Source organism: Streptomyces sp. RGM 3693, from assembly GCF_050471125.1.
Classification (GTDB): Bacteria; Actinomycetota; Actinomycetes; order Streptomycetales; family Streptomycetaceae; genus Streptomyces.
Genome location: NZ_JBMPPQ010000004.1, coordinates 234,021 through 259,740 on the forward strand (window position 1 = coordinate 234,021; position 25,720 = coordinate 259,740).

The window sequence follows — 25,720 nt, forward strand, 5'->3', positions numbered from 1 at the left end:
AGCGCTCGGCGCTCAGCGCCCGGAACGACGAAAGCGGCCGTGCCCACCGAAGAACCGGTGGACACGGCCGCTCGACCGTGCGGTGGTGCCGCGGAGCGGCACTCAGACGTTGAACCCCAGCGCGCGCAGCTGCTCGCGGCCATCGTCGGTGATCTTGTCCGGGCCCCACGGCGGCATCCAGACCCAGTTGATCTTCAACTCGCTGACGATGCCGTCCGTGGCGGACCTCGCCTGGTCCTCGATGACGTCGGTCAGCGGGCAGGCCGCCGAGGTCAGCGTCATGTCGATGGTGGCGATGTTGGCGTCATCGATGTGGATGCCGTAGATCAGCCCGAGGTTGACGACGTCGATGCCCAGCTCGGGGTCGACGACGTCGTACAGCGCCTCGCGGACCTCTTCCTCCGAGGCCGGCTTGGTGGTGGTCGGGGTGTCGGTCATGCGGTCTTCGCCTCCTGGGAAAGGGCCTTGGCCGTGGCGTCCTTCCAGGCCATCCAGCTGAGCAGGGCGCACTTCACACGCGCCGGGTACTTCGAGACACCGGCGAACGCCACCGCGTCCTCCAGCACCTCCTCCATGGCGTCATCGGGCTCCACCTGGCCCTTGGACTGCATCAGCTCCAGGAACGTCTCCTGGATCCGCTGCGCCTCACCGAGCTCCTTGCCGACCAGGAGGTCGTTGAGCACCGACGCACTGGCCTGGCTGATGGAGCAGCCCTGCCCCTCGTACGACACGTCCTCGATGGTCGTGCCGTCGAGCCGCACACGGAGCGTGATCTCGTCGCCGCACGTGGGGTTGACGTGGTGCACCTCGGCGTCGCCGTCCCGAAGACCGCGCCCATGGGGGTGCTTGTAGTGGTCCAGGATGACGTCCTGGTACATGGAATCCAGCTTCACGACTCAGTCAGTCCTCGTCCTCATCCACCGTGCCTCTTGACCACGGTGCCCATTAACCGAAGAAGTTGCGGACGTGCTCCAGGCCCTCGATCAAGGCGTCGACCTCACCCGGGGTGGAGTACAGATAGAACGACGCTCGCGTGGTCGCAGGAATTCCGTAGCGCAGGCAGACCGGGCGCGCGCAGTGGTGCCCCACGCGGACCGCGATGCCCTGCTCGTCCAGAACCTGACCCACGTCGTGCGGGTGGATGTCGCCGAGCGTGAAGGAGAGCGTCGCCCCGCGGTCCTCGGCCGTGCTCGGGCCGATGATGCGCAGGTCGGGGACCTCCAGCAGCCGCTTGACGGCGTACTCGGTGATCGCGTGCTCATGCGCGGCGATCTTGTCCATGCCGATCGCGGTGAGGTAGTCCACGGCCGCGCCGAGGCCGACGGCCTGCGCGATCGGGGGCGTACCGGCCTCGAACTTGTGCGGCGCGGGCGCGTAGGTCGAGGAGTGCATGGACACCGTCTCGATCATCTCGCCGCCACCGAGGAACGGCGGGAGGTCCTCCAGCAGCTCCTGGCGGCCCCACAGGACGCCGATACCGGTCGGGCCGCACATCTTGTGGCCGGTGAAGGCCACGAAGTCGGCCTGGAGCGCCTGGACGTCAAGGACCATGTGCGGCGCGGCCTGCGAGGCGTCGATGCACACCAGCGCACCGACCTCCTGCGCGCGCCGGACGATCGTCTCGACCGGGTTGATGGTGCCCATGATGTTGGAGACCAGCGTGAAGGAGACGATCTTCGTCTGCTCCGTGATGACCTCGTCGATGTTGGACAGGTCGAGGCGGCCGTCGTCGGTGATGCCGAACCACTTCAGCTTCGCGCCGGTGCGCTGCGAGAGCAGCTGCCACGGAACGATGTTGGAGTGGTGCTCCATCTCCGTGATGACGATCTCGGTCTCGTGGTCCACGCGGTAGGGCTCGTCGGCCCAGCCGAGCATGTTGGCCACGAGGTTGAGCGACTCCGAGGCGTTCTTGGTGAAGATCACCTCGTTGCGGCTCGGCGCGTTGATGAAGGTGGCGACCTTGTCGCGGGCACCTTCGTACAGCGCCGTGGCCTCCTCGGCGAGCACGTGCACGCCGCGGTGGACGTTGGCGTTGTGACGTTCGTAGTAGGCGCTCAGGGCGTCGAGGACCTGGCGCGGCTTCTGCGAAGTCGCCGCGTTGTCCAGGTACACGATCTTCTTCCCGTCGTGGACCTGACGGTCCAGGATGGGGAAGTCCTTACGGATCGCCTCTGTGTCGAGGAGGCCCGGCAGCTGTGTCACGCGGTCGTACCACCCTTCACGTATGCCTCGTAGCCCTCGGCCTCCAGCTTGTCCGCCAGCTCGGGGCCGCCGGACTCGGCGATCCGGCCGTTGGCGAAGACGTGGACGTAGTCGGGCTTGATGTAGCGGAGAATCCGCGTGTAGTGGGTGATGAGCAGGGTGCCCACCTGGCCGGCCTCGCGGATGCGGTTGACGCCCTCGGAGACGATCCGCAGCGCGTCGACGTCGAGGCCGGAGTCGGTCTCGTCGAGGATCGCGATGGCCGGCTTGAGCAGCTCCAGCTGGAGGATCTCGTGGCGCTTCTTCTCGCCGCCGGAGAAGCCCTCGTTGACGTTGCGCTCGGCGAACGCCGGGTCCATCTGGAGACGCTCCATGGCCTCCTTGACCTCCTTGACCCACGTGCGGAGCTTGGGGGCCTCACCGCGGATCGCGGTGGCGGAAGTGCGCAGGAAGTTGGAGACCGAGACGCCGGGGACCTCGACCGGGTACTGCATGGCGAGGAAGACGCCGGCCCGGGCGCGCTCGTCGACGGACATCTCAAGGACGTCCTCGCCGTCGAGGGCGACGGTGCCACCGGTGATCGTGTACTTGGGGTGACCTGCGAGGGAGTAGGCGAGGGTCGACTTGCCGGAGCCGTTGGGGCCCATGATGGCGTGCGTCTCGCCCTGCTTCACGGTCAGGTCGACGCCCTTCAGGATCTCGCGCTGGCCGTTCTCGGCCTCGACGGAGACGTGCAGGTCGTGGATCTCAAGCGTTGCCATGGGGAACTCAGGACTCCTGGGTGACGGAGACGAGCACGTCGTCCCCTTCGATCTTTACGGGATATACGGGGACGGGGCGCGTCGCGGGAAGACCGGACGGCTTGCCGGTCCGCAGGTCGAAGCTGGAGCCGTGCAGCCAGCACTCGATCGAGCAGTCCTCGACCTCGCCCTCGGAGAGGGAGACGTTGGCGTGCGAGCAGATGTCGTTGATCGCGAACACCTCGCCCTCGGTGCGCACCAGCGAGATCGGCGTGCCGTCGATCTCCACCCTCTTGGGGGTGTCCTCCTCCAGCTCGCTCAGCGCGGCCGCGCGTACGTAGGTCATGCCGCCGACGCTTCCAGCTCGGCCTCGATCTTGCTCATCAGGCGCTCCTCGACGTCCGGGAGCCCGATCTGCTGGACCAGCTCGGCGAAGAAGCCGCGGACGACCAACCGGCGCGCCTCGTCGGCGGGGATGCCGCGGGCCATCAGGTAGAAGAGCTGCTCGTCGTCGAACCGGCCGGTCGCCGAGGCGTGGCCGGCACCGACGATCTCGCCGGTCTCGATCTCCAGGTTGGGCACCGAGTCGACCCGCGCGCCGTCGGTGAGCACGAGGTTGCGGTTCAGCTCGTAGGTGTCGGTGCCGGTGGCGGCCGCCTGGATGAGGACGTCGCCGATCCAGACCGCGTGCGCGTCCTGCCCCTGCAACGCGCCCTTGTAGGTCACGTGGGAGCGGCAGTTGGCCACGTCGTGGTCGACGAAGAGGCGGTGCTCCTGGTGCTGGCCCTGCTCGGTGAAGTACAGGCCGTAGAGCTCGGCCTCGCCGCCAGGCGCCGCGTAGGTGATCCGCGGGTGGAGGCGGACGACGTCGCCGCCGAAGGTGACAACCACGGACTTGAAGGTGGCGTCCCGGCCGACCAGGGCGTTGTGCTGGCCGCAGTGGACGGCCGTGTCGTCCCAGTCCTGGACGGAGACCACGGTCAGCTTGGCGCCGTCGCCGAGGAGGTAGTCGACGTTGGCGGCGAGCACGCCGTCACCGGTGTGGTCGATGACCACGACCGCCTCGGCGAACGCGCCCAGCTCGATGACCTGGTGGCCGAAGGCGGTGCCGCCCTCACCGTGCACCCGGATCCGGATCGGCTCGGTGAGGACCGTCTCCTTGGGAACGGTGACCACCGACGCCTTCTCGAACACGCTGTACGCCTGCGCGGCGACCCTGTCCACCGGCTTGCCGGCCTTGCCGACCCGCGGGTCGGCGCGGTCGACGAGCTCGTGGGTGACGCCCTCGGGCGCGGTGATGTCGACCTTCAGGTCGGGACCGCCGGCCACGGCGCTGCCGTCGTGCAGACCGCGCAGCCGCGCGAGCGGCGTGAACCGCCACTCCTCCTCGCGGCCGTGCGGCACCGGGAAGTCCGCCACGTCGTAGGACGGCGGGGCGCTCATCCGGGTGGCGACGGTGGACTCCGCGGCCACCGCGACGGAACCGGCGGTCGTGGAACCCAACGGGATGTTCTGAGCCTCAGCCATGGCTGTCGTCTAGCTCGCTTTCTGCGTTCTTGCGGGAGTCAGTCGCTGCGTGGGGCCGGGGTCAGCCGACCGCGCCTTCCATCTGCAGCTCGATCAGCCGGTTGAGCTCCAGCGCGTACTCCATCGGCAGCTCACGGGCGATCGGCTCGACGAAGCCACGGACGATCATCGCCATGGCCTCCTGCTCGCTCAGGCCGCGGCTCATCAGGTAGAAGAGCTGGTCCTCGCTGACCTTGGAGACGGTCGCCTCGTGGCCCATGGAGACGTCGTCCTCGCGGACGTCCACGTAGGGGTAGGTGTCCGAGCGGGAGATGGTGTCCACCAGCAGCGCGTCGCACAGCACGTTGGACTTGGAGCCCGCGGCGCCCTCGCCGATCTCGACCAGACCGCGGTAGGAGGTCCGGCCGCCGCCCCGCGCCACCGACTTGGAGACGATGTTGGAGGAGGTGTTCGGCGCCATGTGGACCATCTTGGAACCGGCGTCCTGGTGCTGGCCCTCGCCGGCGAAAGCGATCGAGAGGGTCTCGCCCTTGGCGTGCTCACCCATGAGGTAGACCGCCGGGTACTTCATGGTGACCTTGGAACCGAGGTTGCCGTCGACCCACTCCATGGTCGCGCCCTCGTAGGCGACGGCGCGCTTGGTGACCAGGTTGTAGACGTTGTTCGACCAGTTCTGGATGGTCGTGTAGCGGCAGCGGCCGCCCTTCTTGACGATGATCTCGACGACCGCGGAGTGCAGCGAGTCCGACTTGTAGATCGGCGCGGTGCAGCCCTCGACGTAGTGGACGTAGGCGTCCTCGTCGACGATGATCAGCGTCCGCTCGAACTGGCCCATGTTCTCGGTGTTGATCCGGAAGTAGGCCTGCAGCGGGATGTCCACGCGGACGCCCTTGGGCACGTAGATGAACGAGCCACCGGACCAGACCGCGGTGTTCAGCGACGCGAACTTGTTGTCACCGACCGGGATGACCGTGCCGAAGTACTCCTGGAAGAGCTCCGGGTGCTCCTTGAGCGCGGTGTCGGTGTCCAGGAAGATGACGCCCTGCTTCTCCAGGTCCTCGCGGATCTGGTGGTACACGACCTCGGACTCGTACTGCGCGGCGACACCGGCGACCAGGCGCTGCTTCTCCGCCTCGGGGATGCCCAGCTTGTCGTAGGTGTTCTTGATGTCCTCGGGCAGCTCCTCCCAGGAGGCGGCCTGCTGCTCGGTGGAGCGGACGAAGTACTTGATGTTGTCGAAGTCGATGCCCGAGAGGTCGGAACCCCAGGTCGGCATGGGCTTCTTATCGAACAGCTTCAGCCCCTTGAGGCGCAGCTTGAGCATCCACTCCGGCTCGTCCTTCTTCGCCGAGATGTCGCGGACGACGGCCTCGGACAGGCCGCGCTTGGCAGCGGACCCGGCGACGTCGGAGTCGGCCCAGCCATATTCGTACTTACCCAGTCCCTCGAGCTCAGGGTGAGCAGTCTCCGTAGGGAGCGTCATGCGGGGTTCCTCCCGGCCGTGCTAGCAGATGCTGTGGTGGTCTTTGTGGGGCGCTCACCAGTGCGGTGAGCTGCCTTGCCGGCGCCGGCCTTCGGGACGAAGGTCGTGCACACCCCGTCGCCGTGGGCGATGGTGGCAAGGCGCTGTACGTGGGTCCCGAGCAATCGGGAGAAGACCTCGGTCTCCGCCTCGCACAGCTGCGGGTACTGCTCGGCGACGTGGACGACCGGGCAGTGGTGCTGGCAGAGCTGTTCACCGAGCTGGGGATTGGGCGCACTGCGCGCCGTAGCAGCGTACCCGTCCGCGGTCAACGCCTTCGCCAGGGCCTGGGTGCGGGCCTCCGGCTCGGCCTTCTCGACCGCCTCGCGGTACCCCTCAGCCTGCGCGGCGAGCCGTGCTCGGGCGAACGCGGCGACCGCCGCCTCGCCCTTGGCGCCGCCGCCCGCGCTCTGCGCGATCCAGCGCATCGCATCCGCGGCGAGGCCGTCGTACGCCTGGTCGAAGGCGTCCCGACCGCACTCGGTGAGGGCGAACGCCTTGGCCGGACGGCCGCGGCCGCGAGCGCCGTAGACCCGCTTCTCGCGGGGCTCCACGACACCCTCGGCGACCAGCGCGTCCAGATGACGGCGGACCGCGGCCTGGGTCAGCTCCAGGCGGAGGGCCAGCTCGGCCGCGGTGGACGGGCCGTGGTCGAGGATGGAGCGGGCGACGCGGTTGCGCGTGCCGCGCTGCTCGTCGTGCGCGGGCGCGGAGGAATCCGGGCCGGCGGCCTGCCGGGCCGCGGGCCTGTTCCGATCCTCGCTCACGTATTTCACAACGCCATTGTTGCGTAATTCGTCAAAGCGATTCAAGCCTGTATCGCATTGCGGACCGGTGGCCTCCATCACTTAGGGTTACCTAATTACGGTGCCGTCCGTCACGCTCCGGAACCGGCGCCTCCCCTTCCGGAGGACACCCCTCAAGGCGGTCCCCGCACAGCTCCCGGACAGGTCCTGGCCCCAGCTCCCGGCGCCCCGCCCCGCTCCGTAGACTGCCCGGCATGCCCAGCACCTCCCCAGGGGACGCCCCCCGCTCCCCCGGCCGTGAGCCTGCCGTCGAGGTCGTCGGCCTGGTCAAGCGGTACGGGACCAAGACCGCCGTGGACGGCCTCGACCTCACCGTCGCGCGCGGCACCGTGACCGCCGTCCTCGGCCCCAACGGCGCCGGGAAGACCACCACCGTCGAGACCTGCGAAGGCTACCGGCGCCCGGACGCCGGTCGGGTCCGCGTCCTGGGACTGGACCCGATCGCCGACGCCGCCGCCCTGCGACCGCGGATCGGCGTGATGCTCCAGTCGGGTGGGGTCTACGCGGGCGCCCGGGCCGAGGAGATGCTGCGGCACACCGCCACCCTGCACGCCCACCCCCTCGACGTGGACCAGCTGATGGACTGGCTGGGCCTCGACAGCTGCGGACGCACGTCCTACCGGCGACTGTCCGGCGGCCAGCAGCAGCGGCTGGCCCTGGCGATGGCCGTGGTCGGCCGCCCCGAGCTGGTGTTCCTGGACGAGCCGACGGCCGGTCTCGACCCGCAGGCCCGGCGCGCCACCTGGGACCTCGTCCGGGAACTGCGCGCCGACGGCGTCAGCGTGGTGCTGACCACCCACTTCATGGACGAGGCCGAGCAGCTGGCCGATGACGTGGCGATCATCGACGGCGGCCGGGTCGTCACCCAGGGCAGCCCGGAGCAGCTGTGCAAGGGCGGCGCCGAGAACAGCCTGCGCTTCACCGGCCGCCCCGGCCTGGACGTCGCCTCGCTCCTCAAGGCGCTGCCGGCCGACAGCGCCGCCGCCGAACTGACCGCCGGCACCTACCGCGTCCAGGGCCAGATCGATCCGCAACTGCTGGCCACCGTGACCTCGTGGTGCGCCCAGAACGGCGTGATGCCCGACGCGATAGCCGTCGAACGCCACACCCTGGAAGACGTCTTCCTGGAGCTGACCGGCAAGGAGCTGCGCGCATGACCACCGCGACCGGTACGTTCGCCCCCCGGCCCGGCGCCGCACCGCTGCCCCGGATGATCCGCGCCCAGGCCGCCCTGGAGACCAGGATGCTGCTGCGCAACGGCGAGCAGCTGCTGCTGACCGTGATCATCCCGACGCTGCTGCTGGTGCTGTTCTCCGCCGTCCGCATCATCGACACCGGCGCCGGCAAGCCGGTGGACTTCCTCGCACCGGGCGTCCTGGGGCTCGCCGTGCTGTCCACGGCGTTCACCGGGCAGGCCATCGCCACCGGCTTCGAGCGCCGCTACGGCGTGCTCAAGCGGCTGGCCGCCTCGCCGCTGCCGCGCTGGGGGCTGATGACCGCGAAGACCTGCGCGGTGCTGGTCACCGAGGTGCTCCAGATCGCCCTGCTGACCGCGGTCGCCCTCGCGCTGGGTTGGTCCCCGCACGGCAACCCCCTCTCCGTGGTCCTGCTGCTCCTGCTGGGCACCGCCGCGTTCTCGGGTCTGGGGCTGCTGATGGCCGGCACCCTCAAGGCCGAGGCCACGCTGGCCGCCGCCAACCTGGTCTTCCTGCTGCTGCTCGTCGGCGGCGGGGTGATCGTCCCGATGGACAAGTTCCCGGCCGCGGCCCAGCAGGTGCTCCAGTTCCTGCCGATCTCCGCGCTCTCGGACGGTCTGCGGGAGGTCCTCCAGCACGGTGCCGGCCTGCCCCTGGCCGACCTGGGGATCCTGGCCGTCTGGGCCGTCCTGGGCCTGGGCGCGGCGGCGAAGTTCTTCCGCTGGGAGTAGTCGCGTCGGGGTGCACCATGCCCCCGACCAGGCCCGCACGCCCGTTTCGCACCCCTCGTGAAAACACGCACAAGCCGCCACCTACGATGACTCCCGTGCCGAACACGCTGAATCCCCTTGAGCTGATCGCCCGCCACTGGCAGCCCTCCGCGCGCTTCGTCCGGCGGGCGGCGCTCGCCACCGTCGTGATGGCCGTGGTCATCGTCGTGACCGGCGGCGCGGTCCGGCTGACCGAGTCCGGTCTGGGCTGCTCGACCTGGCCCAAGTGCACGCCGGACAGCCTCACCCCGACCGCCGCGATGGGCATCAACGCCCTCATCGAGTTCGGCAACCGCATGCTGACCTACGTCCTGTGCGCGGTCATCGGGCTGTTCATCGTGGCCGCACGGGCCCGCGCCCCGCGCCGCCGCTCGCTCACCCGGCTCGGCTGGGCGCAGTTCTGGATCGTGATGGGCAACGCGGTCTGGGGCGGCATCGTCGTGCTGACCGGCCTGAACCCGTACCTCGTCGCCGCGCACTTCCTGCTCACCAGCGCCCTGCTCACGGTCGCCGTGCTCAGCTGGCAGCGCGCCAAGGAGGGCGACGAGGAGCCGCGCGACGTCGTTGCCCGGCCGGTCCGGCAGCTTGCCTGGCTGCTGGTGGCGGCGACCGGCGCGCTCACCGTCATCGGCACGGTCGTCACCGGCACCGGCCCGCACGCGGGCGACGCGCACAAGGTCCACCGCATCCCGCTGAACTGGCAGGAAATCACCCAGCTCCACGTCGACTTCGTCTACGTCGTGGTCGGCCTGAGCGTCGCCCTGTGGTTCGCCCTGCGCGCCGTCAAGGCCCCGGCCGCCGCGCGCCGGGCGGCACTGGAACTCCTCGGCTGCATCGCCCTCCAGGGCGTCATCGGCTACGTCCAGTACTTCACCGGCCTGCCGGAAATCGTCGTCGGACTCCACATGCTGGGCTCGACCCTGGTGTGGATCGCCGTGCTGCGGGTCTGCCTGTCGCTGCGCGAGCGCGGTCCGCTCCAGGAGGACGACCCGCGCCCGGCGGTCTCCGACGACGCGACGGACGCTCAGCTCGCCTCCGCCGCCAGCCGGTAGACCCGGCGCGCGGTCCCCGAGCCGACCAGCTCGGTGATCCGCCGCCCGTCCGCGGCGGCGCACAGCCCCTCGGCGGTCCACTCCCCCACCACCCGCGCCATGGCCCGGGCGAAGAGCCGGGCCGCGGTGACGTAGAGCTCGGGCAGCCCGCGCGCCCCCGAGGAGAACAGCAGCTTGCCGAACGGCGCCTGGCCCAGCGTCTCCTCGGGAAACGGCCCGGTGTCCGCGTACACGTGGGCGTGCACCCCGGCGAGCTGCGCGGCCCACCGGTGGTGCGGGGCCTCCGGCAGCAGTACGAGGTCGGAGCCGAGCCCGGCGGTGGCCCGGAGAAAAGCGGCGAGCGGCTGCGGATCGGGGCAGTGCAGCTGCACCGGGAGCCCCGTTGCCACCGCGCTCCACAGCAGGTGCCGGACGAGCGCGGGCTCCCCCAGCGGCTCTCCGGGACGGCGGCCGCGCAACCAGCGGTCCGCGGCCCGTCGCACCTCACCCGCCCCCGGGGCCTGCCCCTCGCAGTACACGGCGCCGGAGGCGAAGGCGGTGGCGTGCTGGGCGGCGGAGTAGAGGGCCTCGGCGGTGTAGCCGAGGAAGGAGTCGACGCTCCCGGAGGTGTCGGCGACCTGCTCGGCGAGCGGTTCCAGCCGGACGACCTCGTGGGCGCGGGCCTCGGCGGCGGCGGCGAGTTCGGCGGCCGAGGTCAGGCCGCCGGGGGTGCCGGCCTCCACCAGGAACGTGCCGATGCCGGCCCCGCGGAGCAGCATCCGGCCGGCGTGGAAGGCGCCCACCTCGCGTCGGCGGGCCAGGTAGCGCACCGGCGCACAGTGCGGCTCCAGACCGAGCAACGGGGGGCACCAGCGACGTATCGCGAGACCGGTGCGGGTGTCGAAGTGACTGGTGCCGGTGGGGGCCGGGCCCTGAGCGCGGGCCGCGGCGGCCAGCTGGGCCTCGAAGGAACCGAGGCCCAATTCGCCGTGGACGGCGCCGTGACTGTGCTGGTCGATGAGCGGGGGGAGTGTGTCCATCCGCCCCTCCTCGCCATCAGCCCGATGGGCGTGGCCGGTCCACCGCGCCTGTGAGCTTAACGGGCGAGCCGGTGGTGAGGTAGCGGGCGATGCGCCCCGGCGCACGGCACCGGGGCGGGAGTTCGGGGCCTACGGGTTGGCCGGACCGCCCACCTGGATACCGGCCATCCGGGACCACTCGTACGGGCCGGTGCGGACCTTGGCGGCCAACTCGCCGTCGAAGTCGCCCTGGAGGGTGATACCGGCCTGCTCGGCGGCCTGCTCGGCGGCGCCGTAGCTGTCCGCGACCAGGTTGCCCCACTCGCCGTTGGCGCCGACCAGGGCGATCCGGGTGCGACCGCGGCCGATGTGGGCGAGCTGCCCCTCGGCGCTGCCGCCGTGGGTGCTCGCGAACGCCCGGATCTGCTTGGCGAGTCGGGCCGCCTGCTTGTCGGCCCGCTTCTGCGCCGGGGTCACGGTGGCCGTGCCGCCCGCCGCCTGCTCGTCCGCCTGCTGGGTGTCTGCCATGGTCAGCATGCTACTCGCGAGTACCGTTTTTGTGGGGGTGATCCCCCACACCTCCTAGCGCAGGAACGGGTCCACGGCGACGGCGACGAACAGCAGCGACACATAGGTGATGGACCAGTGGAACAGCCGCATCTCCTTGAGCTTGGGCCCGGTGATGCCGGCCTTGGCGCGAGCCTGGAGGGCGTGCGCCTCACGGAGCCAGAAGGCGCCGCAGGCGACCGCGACGGCGGTGTAGAACCAGCCGGTGTAGCCCAGCGGCTGGAGCAGCAGCGAGACCGCGACCATCACCCAGCTGTAGAGGACGATGTGCCGGGCGACGACCTTGTTGCCCGCGACGGCCGGCAGCATCGGCACGCCGACCCGCTTGTAGTCCTCCGTGACCTTCATCGACAGCGGCCAGTAATGCGGCGGCGTCCAGAAGAAGATGACGAGGAAGAGGACGACGGACGCCCAGGAGACCGTGTTGGCCACCGAGGACCAGCCGATGAAGACCGGCATGCAGCCCGCGATGCCGCCCCAGACGATGTTCTGCGAGGTGCGCCGCTTGAGGATCATCGTGTAGACGACGACGTAGAAGAGCAGCGCCCCGAGGGACAGCATCGCCGACAGCGGGTTGACGAGGAACCAGAACCAGGCGGTGGAGCCGACCGCGAGGGCGGTGGCGAAGACCAGGCATTCGCGCGGCGAGACCATGCCCGTCACCAGCGGCCGCTGGGAGGTGCGGTCCATCATCGCGTCGATGTCGCGGTCGAGGTACATGTTGTACGCGGCGGCACCGCCGGCGGAGAGGTAACCGCCGATGCAGGTCGCCAGCACCAACCACAGGTCCGGCACACCACCGGCCGCCAGGAACATCACCGGCACCGTGGTCATCAGCAGCAGCTCGATGACCCGTGGCTTGGTCAGCGCGATGAACGCCTTGAGCCGGGCCCCGAACGGCCGGTTACCGGGACTCCCGGGGACTTGAGAGAGCCCCCCCGCAGGACGGGTTTCGACGGCCGTCACGCACACCCCTGGAAGTTAACGTCAGCGGCCTGGGCCGCGGAGATAAGGCCAGCAAGCTCCGCCGGCGGTGAACACCCGGTAAAGGCTTGCGCTTACCACGCCACTTTAGACGTTGGCCATACGGCGGCTCTCGCGGGGGTGGGGTCGTGTTGGGCGCCCGGGTGCGGGGTGGGGACGGCGGCATGCCCGGCGGACCCCGTGACGGTTTGTCCGGAGCTTTCCCGGGAGGTTCGCCCGGCGTTCAAGAGGCGGAGGCGCCCGGTGCCCGGCAGTCTGGTCCTATGGCGCGACCCCGGCACCGGGAATACCCCAAGCATCTACTTCGTTGCCCTAAGCGACAATTGTTCCCCCGACAGCCATCCGTCGAGTGAGCGCCCCGACCGCCGACTGAGCACCGACTGAGCGTGGAAATCACCGACTGAGCGTCGAAAAGGCGGGCGCATTTACGGGGGTAGGCTCGACACCGCCTGGCGGACATGACGTCCGCATTCGACATGTGGAGAGGAGCCCTGACTCAGGGTGAGCACCAAGCCGACCACCACAGATTTCGAGTGGACCGAACTGGACCAGCGGGCGGTGGACACCGTCCGCGTCCTGGCCATGGATTCCGTGCAGAAGGTCGGTAACGGCCATCCGGGTACGGCCATGAGCCTGGCGCCCGCCGCCTATGTTCTCTTCCAGAAGCTGATGCGGCACGACCCCGCCGACGCGGACTGGACCGGCCGGGACCGGTTCGTCCTCTCCGCAGGCCACTCCAGCCTGACCCTCTACATCCAGCTCTTCCTGGCCGGCTACGGCCTGGAGCTGGACGACCTGAAGAGCTTCCGCACCTGGGGCTCGAAGACCCCGGGTCACCCGGAGTACGGCCACACCACCGGCGTGGAGACCACCACCGGCCCGCTGGGCCAGGGCGTCGCCAACGCCGTGGGCATGGCGATGGCGTCCCGCTACGAGCGCGGTCTGTTCGACCCCGACGCGGCGCAGGGCACCTCCCCCTTCGACCACATGGTGTACGTCGTCGCCGGTGACGGCTGCCTCCAGGAGGGCATCGCCGCCGAGGCGTCCTCCATGGCCGGCCACCAGAAGCTCGGCAACCTCGTCATGCTGTGGGACGACAACCACATCTCCATCGAGGGCGACACCGAGACCGCGGTCTCCGAGGACACCTGCAAGCGGTACGAGGCGTACGGCTGGCACGTCCAGCGCGTCGAGCAGCTGCCCAACGGTGACCTGGACCCGGCCGGCCTGGCCAAGGCCCTTGAGGCCGCCAAGGCGGAGACCGAGCGCCCGTCGTTCATCGCGGCCCGCTCGATCATCGCCTGGCCGGCCCCGAACGCCCAGAACACCGAGGCCGCGCACGGCTCCGCGCTGGGCGACGAGGAGATCGCCGCCACCAAGCGCGTGCTGGGCTTCGACCCGGAGAAGTCCTTCGAGGTCGCCGACGAGGTCCTGGCGCACACCCGCGGTGCCCTGGACCGCGGCCGCGAGGCCCGCGCCGAGTGGGAGAAGTCGTTCGCCGCCTGGCGAACCGCCAACCCCGAGCGCGCCACCGAGTTCGACCGGATCGCCGCGGGCGAGCTGCCCCAGGGCTGGGAGGACCACGTCCCCTCGTTCGAGACCGGCAAGTCCGTCGCCACCCGTGCCGCGTCCGGCAAGGTGCTCCAGGCGCTGGGTGCGGTCATCCCCGAGCTGTGGGGCGGCTCCGCCGACCTCGCCGGGTCGAACAACACGACGATCGACAAGACCTCGTCGTTCCTGCCGGAGGGCAACCCGCTGCCGGGCGCCGACCCGTACGGCCGGACCATCCACTTCGGCATCCGCGAGCACTCCATGGCCGCGGAGATGAACGGCATCACGCTGCACGGCAACACCCGTGTCTACGGCGGCACCTTCCTGGTGTTCTCCGACTACATGCGCAACGCCGTCCGGCTGTCCGCACTGATGCACCTGCCGGTGACGTACGTGTGGACGCACGACTCCATCGGCCTGGGCGAGGACGGTCCGACCCACCAGCCGGTCGAGCACCTGGCCTCCCTGCGCGCCATCCCGGGCCTGAACGTCGTGCGCCCGGCCGACGCCAACGAGACCGCCATCGCCTGGCGCGAGATCCAGCGCCGCTGGACGAAGAAGTTCGGCGTGGGCGCCCCGCACGGTCTGGCGCTGACGCGTCAGGGCGTGCCGACGTACGAGGCCAACGAGGACACCGTCAAGGGCGGTTACGTCCGCTTCGAGGCCGAAACGGCCGACGGACAGAGCGCTGCGCCGCAGGTCGTGCTGATCGCCACCGGTTCCGAGGTGCAGCTGGCCGTCGCGGCCCGCGAGCAGCTCCAGGCCGAGGGCGTCCCGACCCGCGTGGTGTCGATGCCGTCGGTGGAGTGGTTCGAGGAGCAGGACCAGGAGTACCGCGACAGCGTGCTGCCGCCGTCCGTCAAGGCCCGGGTGGCCGTGGAGGCCGGCATCGGCCTGACCTGGTACCGCTACGTCGGGGACGCCGGGCGGATCGTGTCCCTGGAGCACTTCGGTGCCTCGGCCGACGCCAAGCTCCTCTTCCGCGAGTTCGGCTTCACCCCCGAAGCGGTGGCCACCGCCGCGCGGGAATCGCTCGCCGCCGCCGCGCGCTGACGCCCGTATACGACAAGTAGGAGATGCAGAACCCATGACAGACGCACTCAAGCGCCTCTCCGACGAGGGCGTGGCGATCTGGCTGGACGACCTGTCGCGCAAGCGCATCACGTCCGGCAATCTGGCCGAGCTGATCGACCAGCAGCACGTCGTCGGCGTCACCACCAACCCCTCGATCTTCCAGAAGGCGATCTCCTCGGGCGACGGCTACAGCCAGCAGCTGGCTGACCTGGCGACCCGCAAGGTCACCGTGGACGAGGCCATCCGCATGATCACCACGGCCGACGTCCGGGACGCCGCCGACGTGCTGCGCCCGGTCTTCGACGCCACCGGTGGTCAGGACGGCCGGGTCTCCATCGAGGTGGACCCGCGGCTGGCGCACCACACCGCGCCGACCATCGCCGAGGCCAAGCAGCTGGCGTGGCTGGTGGACCGCCCGAACACGCTGATCAAGATCCCGGCCACCAAGGCGGGCCTGCCGGCCATCACCGAGGTGATCGGCCTGGGCATCAGCGTCAACGTCACCCTGATCTTCTCGCTGGAGCGCTACCGCGAGGTGATGGACGCCTACCTCGCGGGCCTGGAGAAGGCCAAGGCCGCGGGCCTGGACCTGTCCAAGATCCGTTCGGTGGCGTCGTTCTTCGTGTCCCGCGTGGACAGCGAGATCGACAAGCGCCTGGAGAAGCTCGGCACCGACGAGGCCAAGGCGCTCAAGGGCAAGGCCGCGCTGGCCAACGCCCGACTGGCGTACCAGGCGTATGAGGAGGTCTTCTCCTCCGAGCGCTGGGCCGCCCTCGACAAGGTGGGCGCCAACAAGCAGCGTCCGCTGTGGGCCTCGACCGGCGTGAAGGACCCCGCGTACAAGGACACCCTGTACGTGGACGAGCTGGTAGCCCCGGGCACGGTCAACACCATGCCGGAGGCCACCTTGCAGGCCACCGCCGACCACGGCCAGATCACCGGTGACACGGTGCGTGGCACCTACGCCGCCGCCCAGGCCGACCTCGATGCGATCGCCGCGCTCGGGATCTCGTACGACGACGTCGTGCAGCTCCTGGAGGACGAGGGCGTGGAGAAGTTCGAGGCGTCCTGGAACGACCTGCTCAAGTCGACCGAGGCGGAGCTTGCGCGCCTCGCTCCTTCGGAGGGCTGATCCCTTGACCGCTGTTCATGGAGCGAACCCGCTCCGTGACGCCGCGGACCGACGGCTCCCGCGCATCGCGGGGCCGTCGGGCCTGGTCATTTTCGGCGTCACGGGCGATTTGTCGCGTAAGAAGCTGATGCCCGCCGTCTACGACCTCGCGAACCGGGGTCTGCTGCCGCCGGGCTTCTCGCTGGTCGGCTTCGCCCGCCGCGAGTGGGAGGACGAGGACTTCGCGCACGAGGTGTACGAAGCCGTCAAGCAGCACTCCCGTACGCCGTTCCGCGAGGAGGTCTGGCAGCAGCTGGTCCAGGGCTGCCGCTTCGTCCAGGGCAACTTCGACGACGACGAAGCCTTCGAGACGCTCAAGGACACCATCAACGAGCTCGACAAGGCGCAGGGGACGGGCGGCAACTTCGCCTTCTACCTGTCGGTGCCGCCGAAGTTCTTCCCCAAGGTCGTCCAGCAGCTCAAGAAGCACGGGCTGGCCGATCAGAAGGCGGACTCCTGGCGCCGCGCGGTGATCGAGAAGCCCTTCGGCCACGACCTGGAGAGCGCTCAGGAACTCAACCGGATCGTCCACGAGGTCTTCCCGCCCAACGAGGTCTTCCGGATCGACCACTACCTGGGCAAGGAAACGGTCCAGAACATCCTGGCGCTGCGGTTCGCCAACACCATGTTCGAGCCGCTGTGGAACCGCAGCTACGTCGACCACGTGCAGATCACGATGGCCGAGGACATCGGCATCGGCGGCCGGGCCGGCTACTACGACGGCATCGGCGCCGCCCGTGACGTCATCCAGAACCACCTCCTCCAGCTGCTCGCGCTGACCGCCATGGAGGAGCCCGCCTCCTTCGAGGCGGACGCGCTGGTCGCGGAGAAGACCAAGGTGCTGGGCGCCGTCCGGCTGCCCAAGGACCTCGGTAGGGAGACCGTCCGGGCGCAGTACACGGCCGGCTGGCAGGGTGGCGAGAAGGTCGTCGGCTACGTCGAGGAAGACGGTATCGACCCCAGGTCGAAGACCGACACCTACGCCGCGATCAAGCTGGGGATCGACAACCGCCGCTGGGCGGGCGTCCCCTTCTACCTGCGGACCGGCAAGCGCCTGGGCCGCCGGGTCACCGAGATCGCGGTGGTCTTCCAGCGCGCCCCGCACTCCCCGTTCGACCACACCGCCACCGAGGAGCTGGGGCAGAACGCCCTGGTCATCCGGGTGCAGCCGGACGAGGGCGTGACCGTGCGGTTCGGCTCCAAGGTGCCCGGCACCTCGATGGAGGTGCGCGATGTGTCGATGGACTTCGCGTACGGCGAGTCCTTCACGGAGTCCAGCCCCGAGGCGTACGAGCGACTGATCCTCGATGTGCTGCTCGGCGACGCCAACCTCTTCCCGCGCCTGGAGGAGGTCGAGCTCTCCTGGAAGATCCTCGACCCGATCGAGACGTACTGGGACAAGCACGGCAAGCCCGCGCAGTACCCGGCGGGCACCTGGGGGCCCGACGAGGCAGACGAAATGCTCGCACGAGACGGACGGAGCTGGCGTCGGCCATGAAGATCGATCTGACGGAAACCACGGCCAGCAAGATCAACAAGGCACTGGTCCAGGGCCGCCGCGCCGTCGGCACCCCGGCCATCGGCATGGTGCTCACCCTCGTCATCGTCACCGACGAGGAGAACGCCTACGACGCCCTGCGGGCCGCCAACGACGCCTCCCGCGAGCACCCCTCGCGCACCCTCGTCGTGATCAAGCGGGTCAGCCGGTCACCGCGCGACCGCGCCAAGGCCCGCCTGGACGCCGAGGTGCGGGTCGGCACGGACGCCGGCACCGGCGAGACGGTGGTGCTGCGGCTGTACGGCGAGGCGATCGACCACGCCCAGTCCGTGGTGCTGCCGCTGCTGCTGCCGGACGCCCCGGTCGTGGTGTGGTGGGCGGTCAACGCCCCGCTGGACCCGGCCAAGGACCCGCTCGGCGCGCTGGCGCAGCGCAGGGTCACCGACGCCTACGCCTCCGAGGAGCCCGTCCGGGACCTCTCCGCACGCGCCGACACGTACACCCCGGGTGACACGGATCTGTCCTGGACCCGGATCACGCCCTGGCGTTCGATGCTGGCGGCGGCGCTCGACCAGTCGCCGTGCACGGTCACCTCGGCCGTGGTCGAGGGCGAGGAGTTCAACCCCAGCTGCGAGCTGCTCGCCATGTGGCTCGCCAGCAGGCTGGACGTCCCGGTCGAGCGCACCGTTTCGGCCGGCCCCGGACTCACCGCGGTACGGCTGGAGTCCAGTGGCGGAACGATTGTCCTGGACCGTCCGGACGGCTCCCTGGCCACCCTCTCCATGCGCAGCCAGCCGGACCGCGCGGTGGCGCTCAAGCGGCGGGAGACCTCCGAGCTGCTCGCCGAGGAACTGCGCCGGCTCGACCCGGACGACATCTACGCCGCCGCGCTGAAGTACGGCGTGGAGCGGATCGGCGAGCCGGGCGGAGCGCCGGCGGCACCGGCCGCGGCGGACCGACCGGCGGACCCGGCCACCGGCAAGGCCGCGGACGCGGACGCCCCGGCCAAGCCGTCCGCGAAGAAGGCGCCCGCCAAGAAGGCGGCCGCCAAGTGAGCACACCGCAGGTCGTCGTCCACCGCGACAAGGAGCTGATGGCGAAGGCCGCCGCGGCCCGACTGATCACCAAGATTGTCGATGCCCAGTCGGCCCGCGGCACCGCCTCCGTCGTGCTCACCGGCGGGCGCAACGGCAACGGGCTGCTCGCGGCCCTGGCCGAGGCGCCCGCCCGGGACGCGATCGACTGGTCCCGGCTGGACCTGTGGTGGGGCGACGAGCGGTTCCTGCCGGATGGCGACCCGGAGCGCAACTACACCCAGGCCCGCGAGGTGCTGCTGGACAGCGTCCCGTTGGACCCGGCCCGGGTGCACCCGATGGCGCCCTCGGACGGCCCGTACGGCCATGACGCGGACGCCGCAGCGGAGGCGTACGCGGCCGAACTCGCCGCCGCCGCCAGCCCGGAGCACTATCAGTCAGCGGCTACCGACGCGGGCGGTGCGGTGCCGTCCTTCGACGTACTGCTGCTGGGTGTCGGCCCGGACACCCACGTCGCCTCGCTCTTCCCCGAACTCCCCGCGGTGTACGAGCGGGAGCGGGCCGTGGTCGGGGTGCACGGTGCCCCCAAGCCGCCGCCCACCCGGGTCACGCTGACCCTGCCCGCGATCCGCGCGGCACGGGAGGTGTGGCTGCTGGCGGCCGGCGAGGACAAGGCCAACGCCGCGGCCATCGCCCTGTCCGGTGCCGGTGAGGTGCAGGCCCCGGCGGCCGGGGCCCGCGGCCGCAGCCGGACGCTGTGGCTGTTGGACGAGGCGGCCGCCGCCCAACTGCCGCGCGCCCTCTACCCCCCGGCGTCCTCCTGAGCCGGGCGGCGCACCGGGCCCACCGGAGCGCCGCACACACGCCGACGGCCCCACACCCCCGCGGGTGTGGGGCCGTCGGCGTATTGCCTCAACGCCCGCGCAGCTCGCGGTACTTGGCGACCAGGCCGGCCGTGGAGGCGTCCAGGCCCGGCACGTCGCCCGCCGCGCCGGCGGCTGATGTCGACGTCTCGGTGAGCGCCGGTTCGACGCGCTTGGCCAGGACCTTGCCCAGCTCGACGCCCCACTGGTCGAAGGAGTTGATGTTCCACACCGCGCCCTGGACGAACACCTTGTGCTCGTAGAGCGCGATCAACTGGCCCAGCACCGACGGGCTGAGCTCCGACGCCAGGATCGTGGTGGTGGGGTGGTTGCCCTGGAAGGTGCGGTGCGGCACCAGTTCCTCGGCGACGCCCTCGGCCCGCACCTCGTCCGAGGTCTTGCCGAACGCCAGCGCCTGACCCTGCGCGAAGAGGTTGGCCATCAGCAGGTCGTGCTGGGCCACCAGGTGCGGCTGGAGGTCCTCGACCGGCCGGGCGAAGCCGAGCAGGTCGGCCGGGATCGTCTTCGTGCCCTGGTGGAGCAGTTGGTAGTAGGCGTGCTGGCCGTTGGTGCCGGGGGTGCCCCAGACCACCGGGCCGGTCTGCCAGCCCACCGGCCGGCCCTGGCGGTCCACGGACTTGCCGTTGGACTCCATGTCCAACTGCTGGAGGTAGGCGGTGAACTTGGAGAGGTAGTGGCTGTAGGGCAGCACGGCGTGCGACTGGGCGTCCCAGAAGTTGCCGTACCAGATCCCCAGCAGGCCCAGCAGCAGCGGGACGTTCTCCTCCGGCGGGGCGGTCCGGAAGTGCTCGTCGACGAGGTGGAAGCCGGCCAGCATCTCGCGGAACCGCTCCGGACCGATCGCGACCATCAGCGACAGACCGATGGCGGAGTCGTACGAATAGCGGCCGCCGACCCAGTCCCAGAACTCGAACATGTTGTCGGTGTCGATGCCGAAGTCGGCGACCTTCTCGGCGTTGGTCGACAGCGCCACGAAGTGCTTGGCGACCGCTTCCGCTCCGGCACCGAGGCCGGCCAGCAGCCAGTCGCGGGCGGAGGTGGCGTTGGTGATCGTCTCGATGGTGGTGAAGGTCTTCGAGGCGATGATGAACAGCGTCTCGGCCGGGTCCAGATCACGGACCGCCTCGTGCAGGTCGGCACCGTCGACGTTGGAGACGAAGCGGAACTGCATGTCCCGGTGGGTGTAGGCGCGCAGCGCCTCGTACGCCATCGCGGGGCCCAGATCCGAGCCGCCGATACCGATGTTGACGACCGTTTTGATGCGCCGGCCGGTGTGGCCCTTCCAGTTCCCGGAGCGGACCCGGTCGGCGAAGGTGCCCATCCTCGTCAGGACGTGCTGCACCGCGGGGACGACGTTCTCCCCGTCGGTGGCCATGACCGCCGAGCCGGGCGCGCGCAGCGCGGTGTGCAGCACGGAGCGGTGCTCGGTGATGTTGATCTTCTCGCCGCGGAACATCGCGTCCCGCAGCTCGGCCACGCCGGTCGCCGCGGCCAGTTCGCGGAGCAGCCGCAGGGTCTCGTCGGTGACCAGGTGCTTGGAGTAGTCCAGGTGCAGATCGCCGACTTGGAGGGTCAGGCGCTCGGCGCGACCGGGGTCCTTGTCGAACAGCTCGCGCAGGTGCACCTCCCCCATCTGCTCGCGGTGCTTGCTCAACGCGGTCCACTCAGGCATCTGGTCGAGCCTGCCGCGGCCTTCTGCGTTCATTCGGACATCAGCCTTCTTCGTCTCGTAGCGGCCCCGCCGTCCTCCAACCTAATTGATCAGGGCGCGGTATGAGGTATCTGTCCCCTGTCGGACGAGGTGCTGTCGCCGCCACGAACAACCGGTATCAGCACCACGGCGCCCGCCCCCAGCAGCGCGGCGGCCACCAGCGCCGGGGAGTTGGGCCCGCAGACCACCGCGGCCCCGCCGCCCAGCAGCGCGCCCACCGGGGTCCCGGCGACCGAGATCGTGCGGAACGCGGAGCTGATCCGACCCAGCATCGCCTCCGGGGCGCGCTGCTGCACCACCGTGGTCTCCAGGACGTTCCACACCGTGCCGGCGAAGCCGAACAGGCCCAGCGCCAGGGCCGCGGGCCACAGCGCGCGCACCGTGCCGAACACCACCAGCACCGCGGTCTGCACCACACCGGCCCACAGCAGGGTGCGGAGCTGGCCGCCGACCGCGGCGATAACCCGGCCGGCCAGCAGCCCGCCGAGCACCGTGCCGGCGCCGTACCCCGTGGTCACCGCGACATAGCCGAAGTCCCCTGCGCCCAGCCAGTCCTTGACGATCACGACCAGCTCGGCGATCAGCGCACCGATGCCGACGTTGCCCAACGCCACCGAGAGGCAGCACCCCCGCAGCACCCGATCGCCCCACAACGCCCGTACGCCCTGCGCGATTTCCCTGCGCAGGGTGCGCCCGGAGGGGGCCGGCGGCCGGGGCGGCGCACCGGTGCGCAGGGACGCCACCAGGGCGGCGGCGATCAGATACGTCGCCGCGTCGGCCACGAAGGGCAGCGCGACGCTCACCCCGATCAGCACCGGCGCCACCGGTCCCCCGACGAACCGGCCAACGACCTCCTGCCCGGTCATCAGACGGGCGTTGGCGGTGGCCAGTGCCTCCCTGGGCACCACCGCCGGCAGCAGGGCGGTAGCGGCGTTATCGAAGAGCGTCTGGAGAGTGGTGAGCGCGAAGGCCAGCGCCAGCAGCAACCCGATACCGGCCGCACCCGCCGCCACCGCCACCGCGAAACCGCCCATCAACAGCCCGCGCAGCAGATCGACCGCCCACATCGCCCGCCGCTGGTCGACCCGGTCCGCGACCGCGCCGCCGAGCAGCCCGAAGACCAGCCACGGCGCGAACCCGCAGGCCGTGACCAGCGCGATCAGCAGCGGATCGGCGGTCACCGCATGGGCGAGCAGCGGGAGGGCTGTGCCCCGCAGCGCGTCGCCGAAACGCGAGACGACGGCGGCGCTCCACAACCGCCCGAACCCACCGCCCCAGGCGAGCCCGGCAACTCCCGCCGCACCGCCCGCTCCCATCCCCGCCATGCCCGCCCCCGTACCGCACCCTGGGGGTCCCCGAGCGGGATCCCCCTGCACAAAACCGTACGGTCGAGCACTGACAACGGACCTAGGGCAACCTCCCCATCCCACACCTCAGATGCCACCGAACCCGCCCGGCACCGCGTGCCGGGACCCGGAAACGCGGCCGGCCCGGCGGGAGGGACGCGGTGTCCCTCCGGCCGGGCCGGTCGTAGTGAACTGTGTGAGCGTGTGGTGCGGTTCCGTCAGATCTCGCCGCGGAGTTTGGCGAGCGCCTCGGCCAGGATCGCCTCGCCGTCGGCATCGCTGCGGCGCTCCCGGACGTAGGCGAGGTGCGTCTTGTACGGCTCGGTACGCGGCGGGTCCGGCGGGCTGTCCCGGTCCTTGCCGGCCGGGAAACCACAGCGCGGGCAGTCCCAGGTGTCCGGCACCTGGGCATCGCCGGCGAAGCTGGGCTGCGTCTCGTGCCCGTTGGAGCACCAGAAGGAGATGCGGATGCGCGGCGCGGACTCGCCTCGCTCCGCCTCCCCCATCGGCCCCGCCCCGACCCGACTTCCTCGGATCGCGTTGCCACTTGCCACGGTCGTAACTCCCTGCGTAATGGTGCCGCGTGCCTCTCACAGCAACTGCGCTGCGGGCGCCCCAGTCTACGAAAGGCCCAACGCGCGTCCAGTGACACGAGTTACCGTCCCGGGACGCTGCCTTCATGATAGGCCGCGCCCTAGACGGTATGTCAGCTGCCGAGCTTGACCATGACGCCGAGCACCACGATGCAGGCGAACCAGAGCAGAGCGATCACGATGGTGATGCGGTCGAGGTTGCGCTCGGCGACCGAGGAGCCGCCGACCGAGGACTGCATACCGCCGCCGAACATGTCGGACAGACCGCCGCCCTTCCCCTTGTGCATGAGCACCAACATCATCAGCAGCACGCTGAAGATGATGAGGGCGATCGAGAACCCGATGACCACGGCTGGACCAACTCTCTGAGGACTGTCGGACGGAACGTACCGACCGTCCGGCGGGGCCGGACGGTGCGGGGCCGGGCGGTGCGCACGACACCGGACCCGGCCCCGACAGGGTACGACGGGCCGGGCCCGTCGTCATAGCTGCTACTGATCGCGGAAGCGGACGATCTTCACGAACTCGTCCGCGTCCAGCGCCGCGCCGCCGATCAGGGCGCCGTCGACATCCGGCTGCCCCATGATCGCCGCGACGTTGCCGGACTTGACCGAGCCGCCGTACTGGATGCGGACCTTGTCGGCCAGCTCCTGGCTGTAGAGCTCGGCGAGGCGGCCGCGGATGGCACCGCAGACCTCCTGCGCGTCCTCGGGCGTGGCGACCTCGCCGGTGCCGATGGCCCACACCGGCTCGTAGGCGATCACGATCGTCTCGGCCTGCTCGGCCGGGACGTCCTTCAGGCCGCCGTCGACCTGGGCGAGGGTGTGCGCGACCTGGTTGCCGGCCTTGCGGACGTCCAGGCCCTCGCCGACGCACAGGATCGGGGTCAGACCGTGCTGGAACGCGGCCTTGACCTTGGCGTTGCAGATCTCCTCGTCCTCGCCGTGGTACTGGCGGCGCTCGCTGTGGCCGACGGCCACGTAGGTGCACTTGAGCTTGGCCAGCATGGCGCCGGAGATCTCACCGGTGTAGGCACCGGAGCCGTGCGCCGACAGGTCCTGGGCGCCATACTTGATCTTGAGCTTGTCGCCGTCGACGAGGGTCTGCACCGAGCGCAGATCGGTGAAGGGCGGCAGGACCGCGACCTCCACGGCGTCGAAGTCCTTGTCGTTGAGGGCGAAGGCGAGCTTCTGGACGTGGGCGATGGCCTCAAGGTGGTTGAGGTTCATCTTCCAGTTGCCCGCCATCAGCGGGGTGCGGTCACTCACGGTTGTTCAGTCCTCCAGAGCGGCGAGGCCGGGGAGCGTCTTGCCTTCGAGGTACTCGAGGCTGGCGCCGCCGCCGGTCGAAATGTGGCCGAAAGCATTCTCGTCGAAGCCGAGCAGGCGCACCGCGGCGGCCGAGTCACCGCCGCCGACGACGGTGAAGGCGGCCGAGTCCAGCAGCCCCTGCGCCACGGCCTTGGTGCCGTTCGCGTAGTCGGGGTGCTCGAAGACGCCCATCGGGCCGTTCCAGAAGACGGTGCCCGCGTCGGCGAGCTTCGCGGCGTAGAGCTCGCGGGTCTTCGGGCCGATGTCCAGGCCCTCCTTGTCGGCCGGGATGGCGTCCGAGGCGACGAGCTCGGGGTGGGCCGGGGCCTTGGTCTTCAGGTCCGGGAAGTCGGCCGAAACCAGCACGTCGACGGGGAGCACGAACTCCACGCCGCGCTTCTCCGCCTCCGCCAGGTACTCCAGGCAGACCGGGATCTGGTCCTTCTGGAGCAGCGAGATCCCGACCTCGTGACCCTTGGCCGCCAGGAAGGTGTACGCCATGCCGCCGCCGACCAGGATGCGGTCGGCCTTCTTGAGCAGGTTGTCGATGACAGCGAGCTTGTCGGAGACCTTGGCGCCGCCGAGCACCACCACGTAGGGGCGCTTGACGTCGTCGGTGAGCTTCTTCAGGACGCCGACCTCGGTGGCGATCAGGTCGCCGGCGGCGTGCGGCAACCGCTTGGGCAGGTCGAAGACCGAGGCGTGCTTGCGGTGCACGGCGCCGAAACCGTCGCCCACATAGAGGTCGGCGAGCTCGGCGAGCTGGTCGGCGAAGGCGCCGCGCTCGGCGTCGTCCTTGCTGGTCTCGCCCGCGTTGAAGCGGAGGTTCTCCAGGACGGCCACCTGGCCGTCGGCCAGACCCGCGACCACGGATGCGGCCGACTCACCGACCGTGTCGGTGGCGAACGCCACGTCCTGGCCGAGGATTTCACCGAGCCGCTGGGCCGCGGGGGCCAGCGAGAAGGCGGGTTCCGGGGCGCCCTTGGGACGGCCCAGGTGGGAGGCGACGATCACCTTGGCGCCGAGCCCGGCCAGCTTGGCGATCGTCGGGGCGACGGCGCGGATCCGGCCGTCGTCGGTGATGGTGGTGCCTTCCAGAGGAACGTTGAGATCGGCGCGGACGAAGACCCGCTTGCCTGCGACGCCTTCCGTGGCGAGGTCGTCGATCGTCTTCATGTGAAGTG

Annotated in this window: 25 protein-coding genes; 8 read left to right on the plus strand and 17 right to left on the minus strand. The window is 70.3% G+C overall.

All coding sequences use genetic code 11. From position 1 onward, the window contains the following. Positions 1 to 102 precede the first annotated feature (102 nt). From ACO0M4_RS37260 to ACO0M4_RS37295, 8 genes are all read right to left on the minus strand, one after another. On the minus strand, positions 103 to 438 hold the full coding sequence (locus ACO0M4_RS37260) for a metal-sulfur cluster assembly factor (RefSeq protein WP_364877175.1): 336 nt from the start codon (positions 436 to 438) through the stop codon (positions 103 to 105). Beyond that, positions 435 to 893 (minus strand): Fe-S cluster assembly sulfur transfer protein SufU, encoded by a 459-nt coding sequence (sufU, locus tag ACO0M4_RS37265; RefSeq protein WP_016578640.1) that lies wholly within the window; start codon positions 891 to 893, stop codon positions 435 to 437. The genes ACO0M4_RS37260 and sufU overlap by 4 nt, the downstream gene beginning before the upstream one ends. Positions 894 to 945: 52 nt before the next feature. Continuing rightward, on the minus strand, positions 946 to 2,202 hold the full coding sequence (locus ACO0M4_RS37270; RefSeq protein WP_430375572.1) for a cysteine desulfurase: 1,257 nt from the start codon (positions 2,200 to 2,202) through the stop codon (positions 946 to 948). Beyond that, a complete protein-coding gene (gene sufC / locus ACO0M4_RS37275) occupies positions 2,199 to 2,963 on the minus strand; it encodes a Fe-S cluster assembly ATPase SufC (protein ID WP_430375573.1) in 765 nt (254 codons plus the stop codon). The genes ACO0M4_RS37270 and sufC overlap by 4 nt, the downstream gene beginning before the upstream one ends. 7 nt (positions 2,964 to 2,970) lie before the next feature. Beyond that, positions 2,971 to 3,288 carry a non-heme iron oxygenase ferredoxin subunit gene (locus tag ACO0M4_RS37280; RefSeq protein WP_016578643.1) on the minus strand — a complete coding sequence of 106 codons (318 nt, stop codon included), beginning with the start codon at positions 3,286 to 3,288 and terminating at the stop codon, positions 2,971 to 2,973. Further along, positions 3,285 to 4,469, minus strand: a complete 1,185-nt coding sequence (gene sufD, locus ACO0M4_RS37285; protein ID WP_430375574.1) for a Fe-S cluster assembly protein SufD — start codon at positions 4,467 to 4,469, stop codon at positions 3,285 to 3,287. Before sufD ends, ACO0M4_RS37280 begins: the two co-directional genes overlap by 4 nt. Before the next feature lie 61 nt (positions 4,470 to 4,530). After that, the gene (gene sufB, locus ACO0M4_RS37290; RefSeq protein WP_430375575.1) at positions 4,531 to 5,952 is read right to left on the minus strand and encodes a Fe-S cluster assembly protein SufB; all 1,422 of its coding nucleotides are present in this window, start codon (positions 5,950 to 5,952) and stop codon (positions 4,531 to 4,533) included. Next, complete coding sequence (locus ACO0M4_RS37295) at positions 5,949 to 6,767, minus strand: helix-turn-helix transcriptional regulator (protein ID WP_430375576.1); 819 nt, start codon at positions 6,765 to 6,767, stop codon at positions 5,949 to 5,951. The genes sufB and ACO0M4_RS37295 overlap by 4 nt, the downstream gene beginning before the upstream one ends. 224 nt (positions 6,768 to 6,991) lie before the next feature. On the opposite strand from ACO0M4_RS37295, the gene ACO0M4_RS37300 reads away from it, so the two are divergent. The 3 genes from ACO0M4_RS37300 to ACO0M4_RS37310 all read left to right on the plus strand — a co-directional run bounded on the left by ACO0M4_RS37300 (position 6,992) and on the right by ACO0M4_RS37310 (position 9,815). Then, positions 6,992 to 7,954, plus strand: a complete 963-nt coding sequence (locus ACO0M4_RS37300) for an ABC transporter ATP-binding protein (RefSeq protein WP_430375577.1) — start codon at positions 6,992 to 6,994, stop codon at positions 7,952 to 7,954. Then, the gene (locus ACO0M4_RS37305) at positions 7,951 to 8,724 is read left to right on the plus strand and encodes an ABC transporter permease (protein ID WP_430375578.1); all 774 of its coding nucleotides are present in this window, start codon (positions 7,951 to 7,953) and stop codon (positions 8,722 to 8,724) included. Before ACO0M4_RS37300 ends, ACO0M4_RS37305 begins: the two co-directional genes overlap by 4 nt. A 95-nt stretch (positions 8,725 to 8,819) precedes the next feature. Beyond that, entirely contained in the window at positions 8,820 to 9,815 is a 996-nt protein-coding gene (locus tag ACO0M4_RS37310; protein ID WP_430375579.1) for a COX15/CtaA family protein, read from the plus strand. On the opposite strand, the gene ACO0M4_RS37315 is transcribed toward ACO0M4_RS37310, so the two are convergent. From ACO0M4_RS37315 to ACO0M4_RS37325, 3 genes are all read right to left on the minus strand, one after another. Continuing rightward, positions 9,788 to 10,834, minus strand: a complete 1,047-nt coding sequence (locus tag ACO0M4_RS37315) for an amidohydrolase (RefSeq protein WP_430375580.1) — start codon at positions 10,832 to 10,834, stop codon at positions 9,788 to 9,790. The genes ACO0M4_RS37310 and ACO0M4_RS37315 overlap by 28 nt on opposite strands. Before the next feature lie 129 nt (positions 10,835 to 10,963). Then, positions 10,964 to 11,350, minus strand: a complete 387-nt coding sequence (locus ACO0M4_RS37320) for a hypothetical protein (protein WP_430375581.1) — start codon at positions 11,348 to 11,350, stop codon at positions 10,964 to 10,966. 45 nt (positions 11,351 to 11,395) lie between these two features. Then, a complete protein-coding gene (locus ACO0M4_RS37325) occupies positions 11,396 to 12,346 on the minus strand; it encodes a heme o synthase (RefSeq protein ID WP_390012958.1) in 951 nt (316 codons plus the stop codon). Positions 12,347 to 12,865: 519 nt separating this feature from the next. Here ACO0M4_RS37325 and tkt point away from each other — a divergent pair. The 5 genes from tkt to pgl are packed head-to-tail and all read left to right on the plus strand — an operon-like array spanning position 12,866 to position 19,516. Further along, entirely contained in the window at positions 12,866 to 14,968 is a 2,103-nt protein-coding gene (gene tkt, locus ACO0M4_RS37330) for a transketolase (RefSeq protein ID WP_430375582.1), read from the plus strand. A gap of 34 nt (positions 14,969 to 15,002) precedes the next feature. Beyond that, a complete protein-coding gene (gene tal / locus ACO0M4_RS37335; protein ID WP_430375583.1) occupies positions 15,003 to 16,121 on the plus strand; it encodes a transaldolase in 1,119 nt (372 codons plus the stop codon). Positions 16,122 to 16,125: 4 nt separating this feature from the next. Beyond that, complete coding sequence (gene zwf / locus ACO0M4_RS37340; RefSeq protein ID WP_430375584.1) at positions 16,126 to 17,658, plus strand: glucose-6-phosphate dehydrogenase; 1,533 nt, start codon at positions 16,126 to 16,128, stop codon at positions 17,656 to 17,658. Then, positions 17,655 to 18,713, plus strand: a complete 1,059-nt coding sequence (gene opcA / locus ACO0M4_RS37345) for a glucose-6-phosphate dehydrogenase assembly protein OpcA (RefSeq protein ID WP_430375585.1) — start codon at positions 17,655 to 17,657, stop codon at positions 18,711 to 18,713. Before zwf ends, opcA begins: the two co-directional genes overlap by 4 nt. After that, positions 18,710 to 19,516, plus strand: a complete 807-nt coding sequence (pgl, locus tag ACO0M4_RS37350; protein WP_430375586.1) for a 6-phosphogluconolactonase — start codon at positions 18,710 to 18,712, stop codon at positions 19,514 to 19,516. The genes opcA and pgl overlap by 4 nt, the downstream gene beginning before the upstream one ends. An 88-nt stretch (positions 19,517 to 19,604) precedes the next feature. Here the strand turns inward: pgl and pgi are convergent, their stop codons facing one another. The 6 genes from pgi to ACO0M4_RS37380 form a co-directional block, all read right to left on the minus strand. Continuing rightward, on the minus strand, positions 19,605 to 21,281 hold the full coding sequence (pgi, locus tag ACO0M4_RS37355; protein WP_430375587.1) for a glucose-6-phosphate isomerase: 1,677 nt from the start codon (positions 21,279 to 21,281) through the stop codon (positions 19,605 to 19,607). Between the two features lie 56 nt (positions 21,282 to 21,337). Further along, complete coding sequence (locus ACO0M4_RS37360; RefSeq protein WP_430376043.1) at positions 21,338 to 22,603, minus strand: MFS transporter; 1,266 nt, start codon at positions 22,601 to 22,603, stop codon at positions 21,338 to 21,340. A gap of 248 nt (positions 22,604 to 22,851) precedes the next feature. Beyond that, the gene (locus ACO0M4_RS37365) at positions 22,852 to 23,187 is read right to left on the minus strand and encodes an RNA polymerase-binding protein RbpA (RefSeq protein WP_016578660.1); all 336 of its coding nucleotides are present in this window, start codon (positions 23,185 to 23,187) and stop codon (positions 22,852 to 22,854) included. 152 nt (positions 23,188 to 23,339) lie between these two features. Then, positions 23,340 to 23,576: a preprotein translocase subunit SecG gene (gene secG / locus ACO0M4_RS37370; protein WP_390012972.1), complete on the minus strand. Its 237-nt coding sequence runs from the start codon at positions 23,574 to 23,576 to the stop codon at positions 23,340 to 23,342. Between the two features lie 141 nt (positions 23,577 to 23,717). After that, positions 23,718 to 24,494 (minus strand): triose-phosphate isomerase, encoded by a 777-nt coding sequence (tpiA, locus tag ACO0M4_RS37375; RefSeq protein ID WP_430375588.1) that lies wholly within the window; start codon positions 24,492 to 24,494, stop codon positions 23,718 to 23,720. Positions 24,495 to 24,500: 6 nt separating this feature from the next. Then, positions 24,501 to 25,712 (minus strand): phosphoglycerate kinase, encoded by a 1,212-nt coding sequence (locus tag ACO0M4_RS37380; protein WP_430375589.1) that lies wholly within the window; start codon positions 25,710 to 25,712, stop codon positions 24,501 to 24,503. Positions 25,713 to 25,720 lie beyond the last annotated feature (8 nt).

Coding starts and splice junctions, on each gene's coding strand:
- ACO0M4_RS37260 (WP_364877175.1), bottom strand. CDS start 438: ATGACCGACACCCCGACCACCACCAAGCCGGCCTCGGAGGAAGAGGTC.
- sufC (WP_430375573.1), bottom strand. CDS start 2,963: ATGGCAACGCTTGAGATCCACGACCTGCACGTCTCCGTCGAGGCCGAG.
- ACO0M4_RS37280 (WP_016578643.1), bottom strand. CDS start 3,288: ATGACCTACGTACGCGCGGCCGCGCTGAGCGAGCTGGAGGAGGACACC.
- sufD (WP_430375574.1), bottom strand. CDS start 4,469: ATGGCTGAGGCTCAGAACATCCCGTTGGGTTCCACGACCGCCGGTTCC.
- sufB (WP_430375575.1), bottom strand. CDS start 5,952: ATGACGCTCCCTACGGAGACTGCTCACCCTGAGCTCGAGGGACTGGGT.
- ACO0M4_RS37300 (WP_430375577.1), top strand. CDS start 6,992: ATGCCCAGCACCTCCCCAGGGGACGCCCCCCGCTCCCCCGGCCGTGAG.
- ACO0M4_RS37305 (WP_430375578.1), top strand. CDS start 7,951: ATGACCACCGCGACCGGTACGTTCGCCCCCCGGCCCGGCGCCGCACCG.
- ACO0M4_RS37315 (WP_430375580.1), bottom strand. CDS start 10,834: ATGGACACACTCCCCCCGCTCATCGACCAGCACAGTCACGGCGCCGTC.
- ACO0M4_RS37320 (WP_430375581.1), bottom strand. CDS start 11,350: ATGCTGACCATGGCAGACACCCAGCAGGCGGACGAGCAGGCGGCGGGC.
- tal (WP_430375583.1), top strand. CDS start 15,003: ATGACAGACGCACTCAAGCGCCTCTCCGACGAGGGCGTGGCGATCTGG.
- opcA (WP_430375585.1), top strand. CDS start 17,655: ATGAAGATCGATCTGACGGAAACCACGGCCAGCAAGATCAACAAGGCA.
- pgi (WP_430375587.1), bottom strand. CDS start 21,281: ATGAACGCAGAAGGCCGCGGCAGGCTCGACCAGATGCCTGAGTGGACC.
- ACO0M4_RS37360 (WP_430376043.1), bottom strand. CDS start 22,603: ATGGGAGCGGGCGGTGCGGCGGGAGTTGCCGGGCTCGCCTGGGGCGGT.
- ACO0M4_RS37380 (WP_430375589.1), bottom strand. CDS start 25,712: ATGAAGACGATCGACGACCTCGCCACGGAAGGCGTCGCAGGCAAGCGG.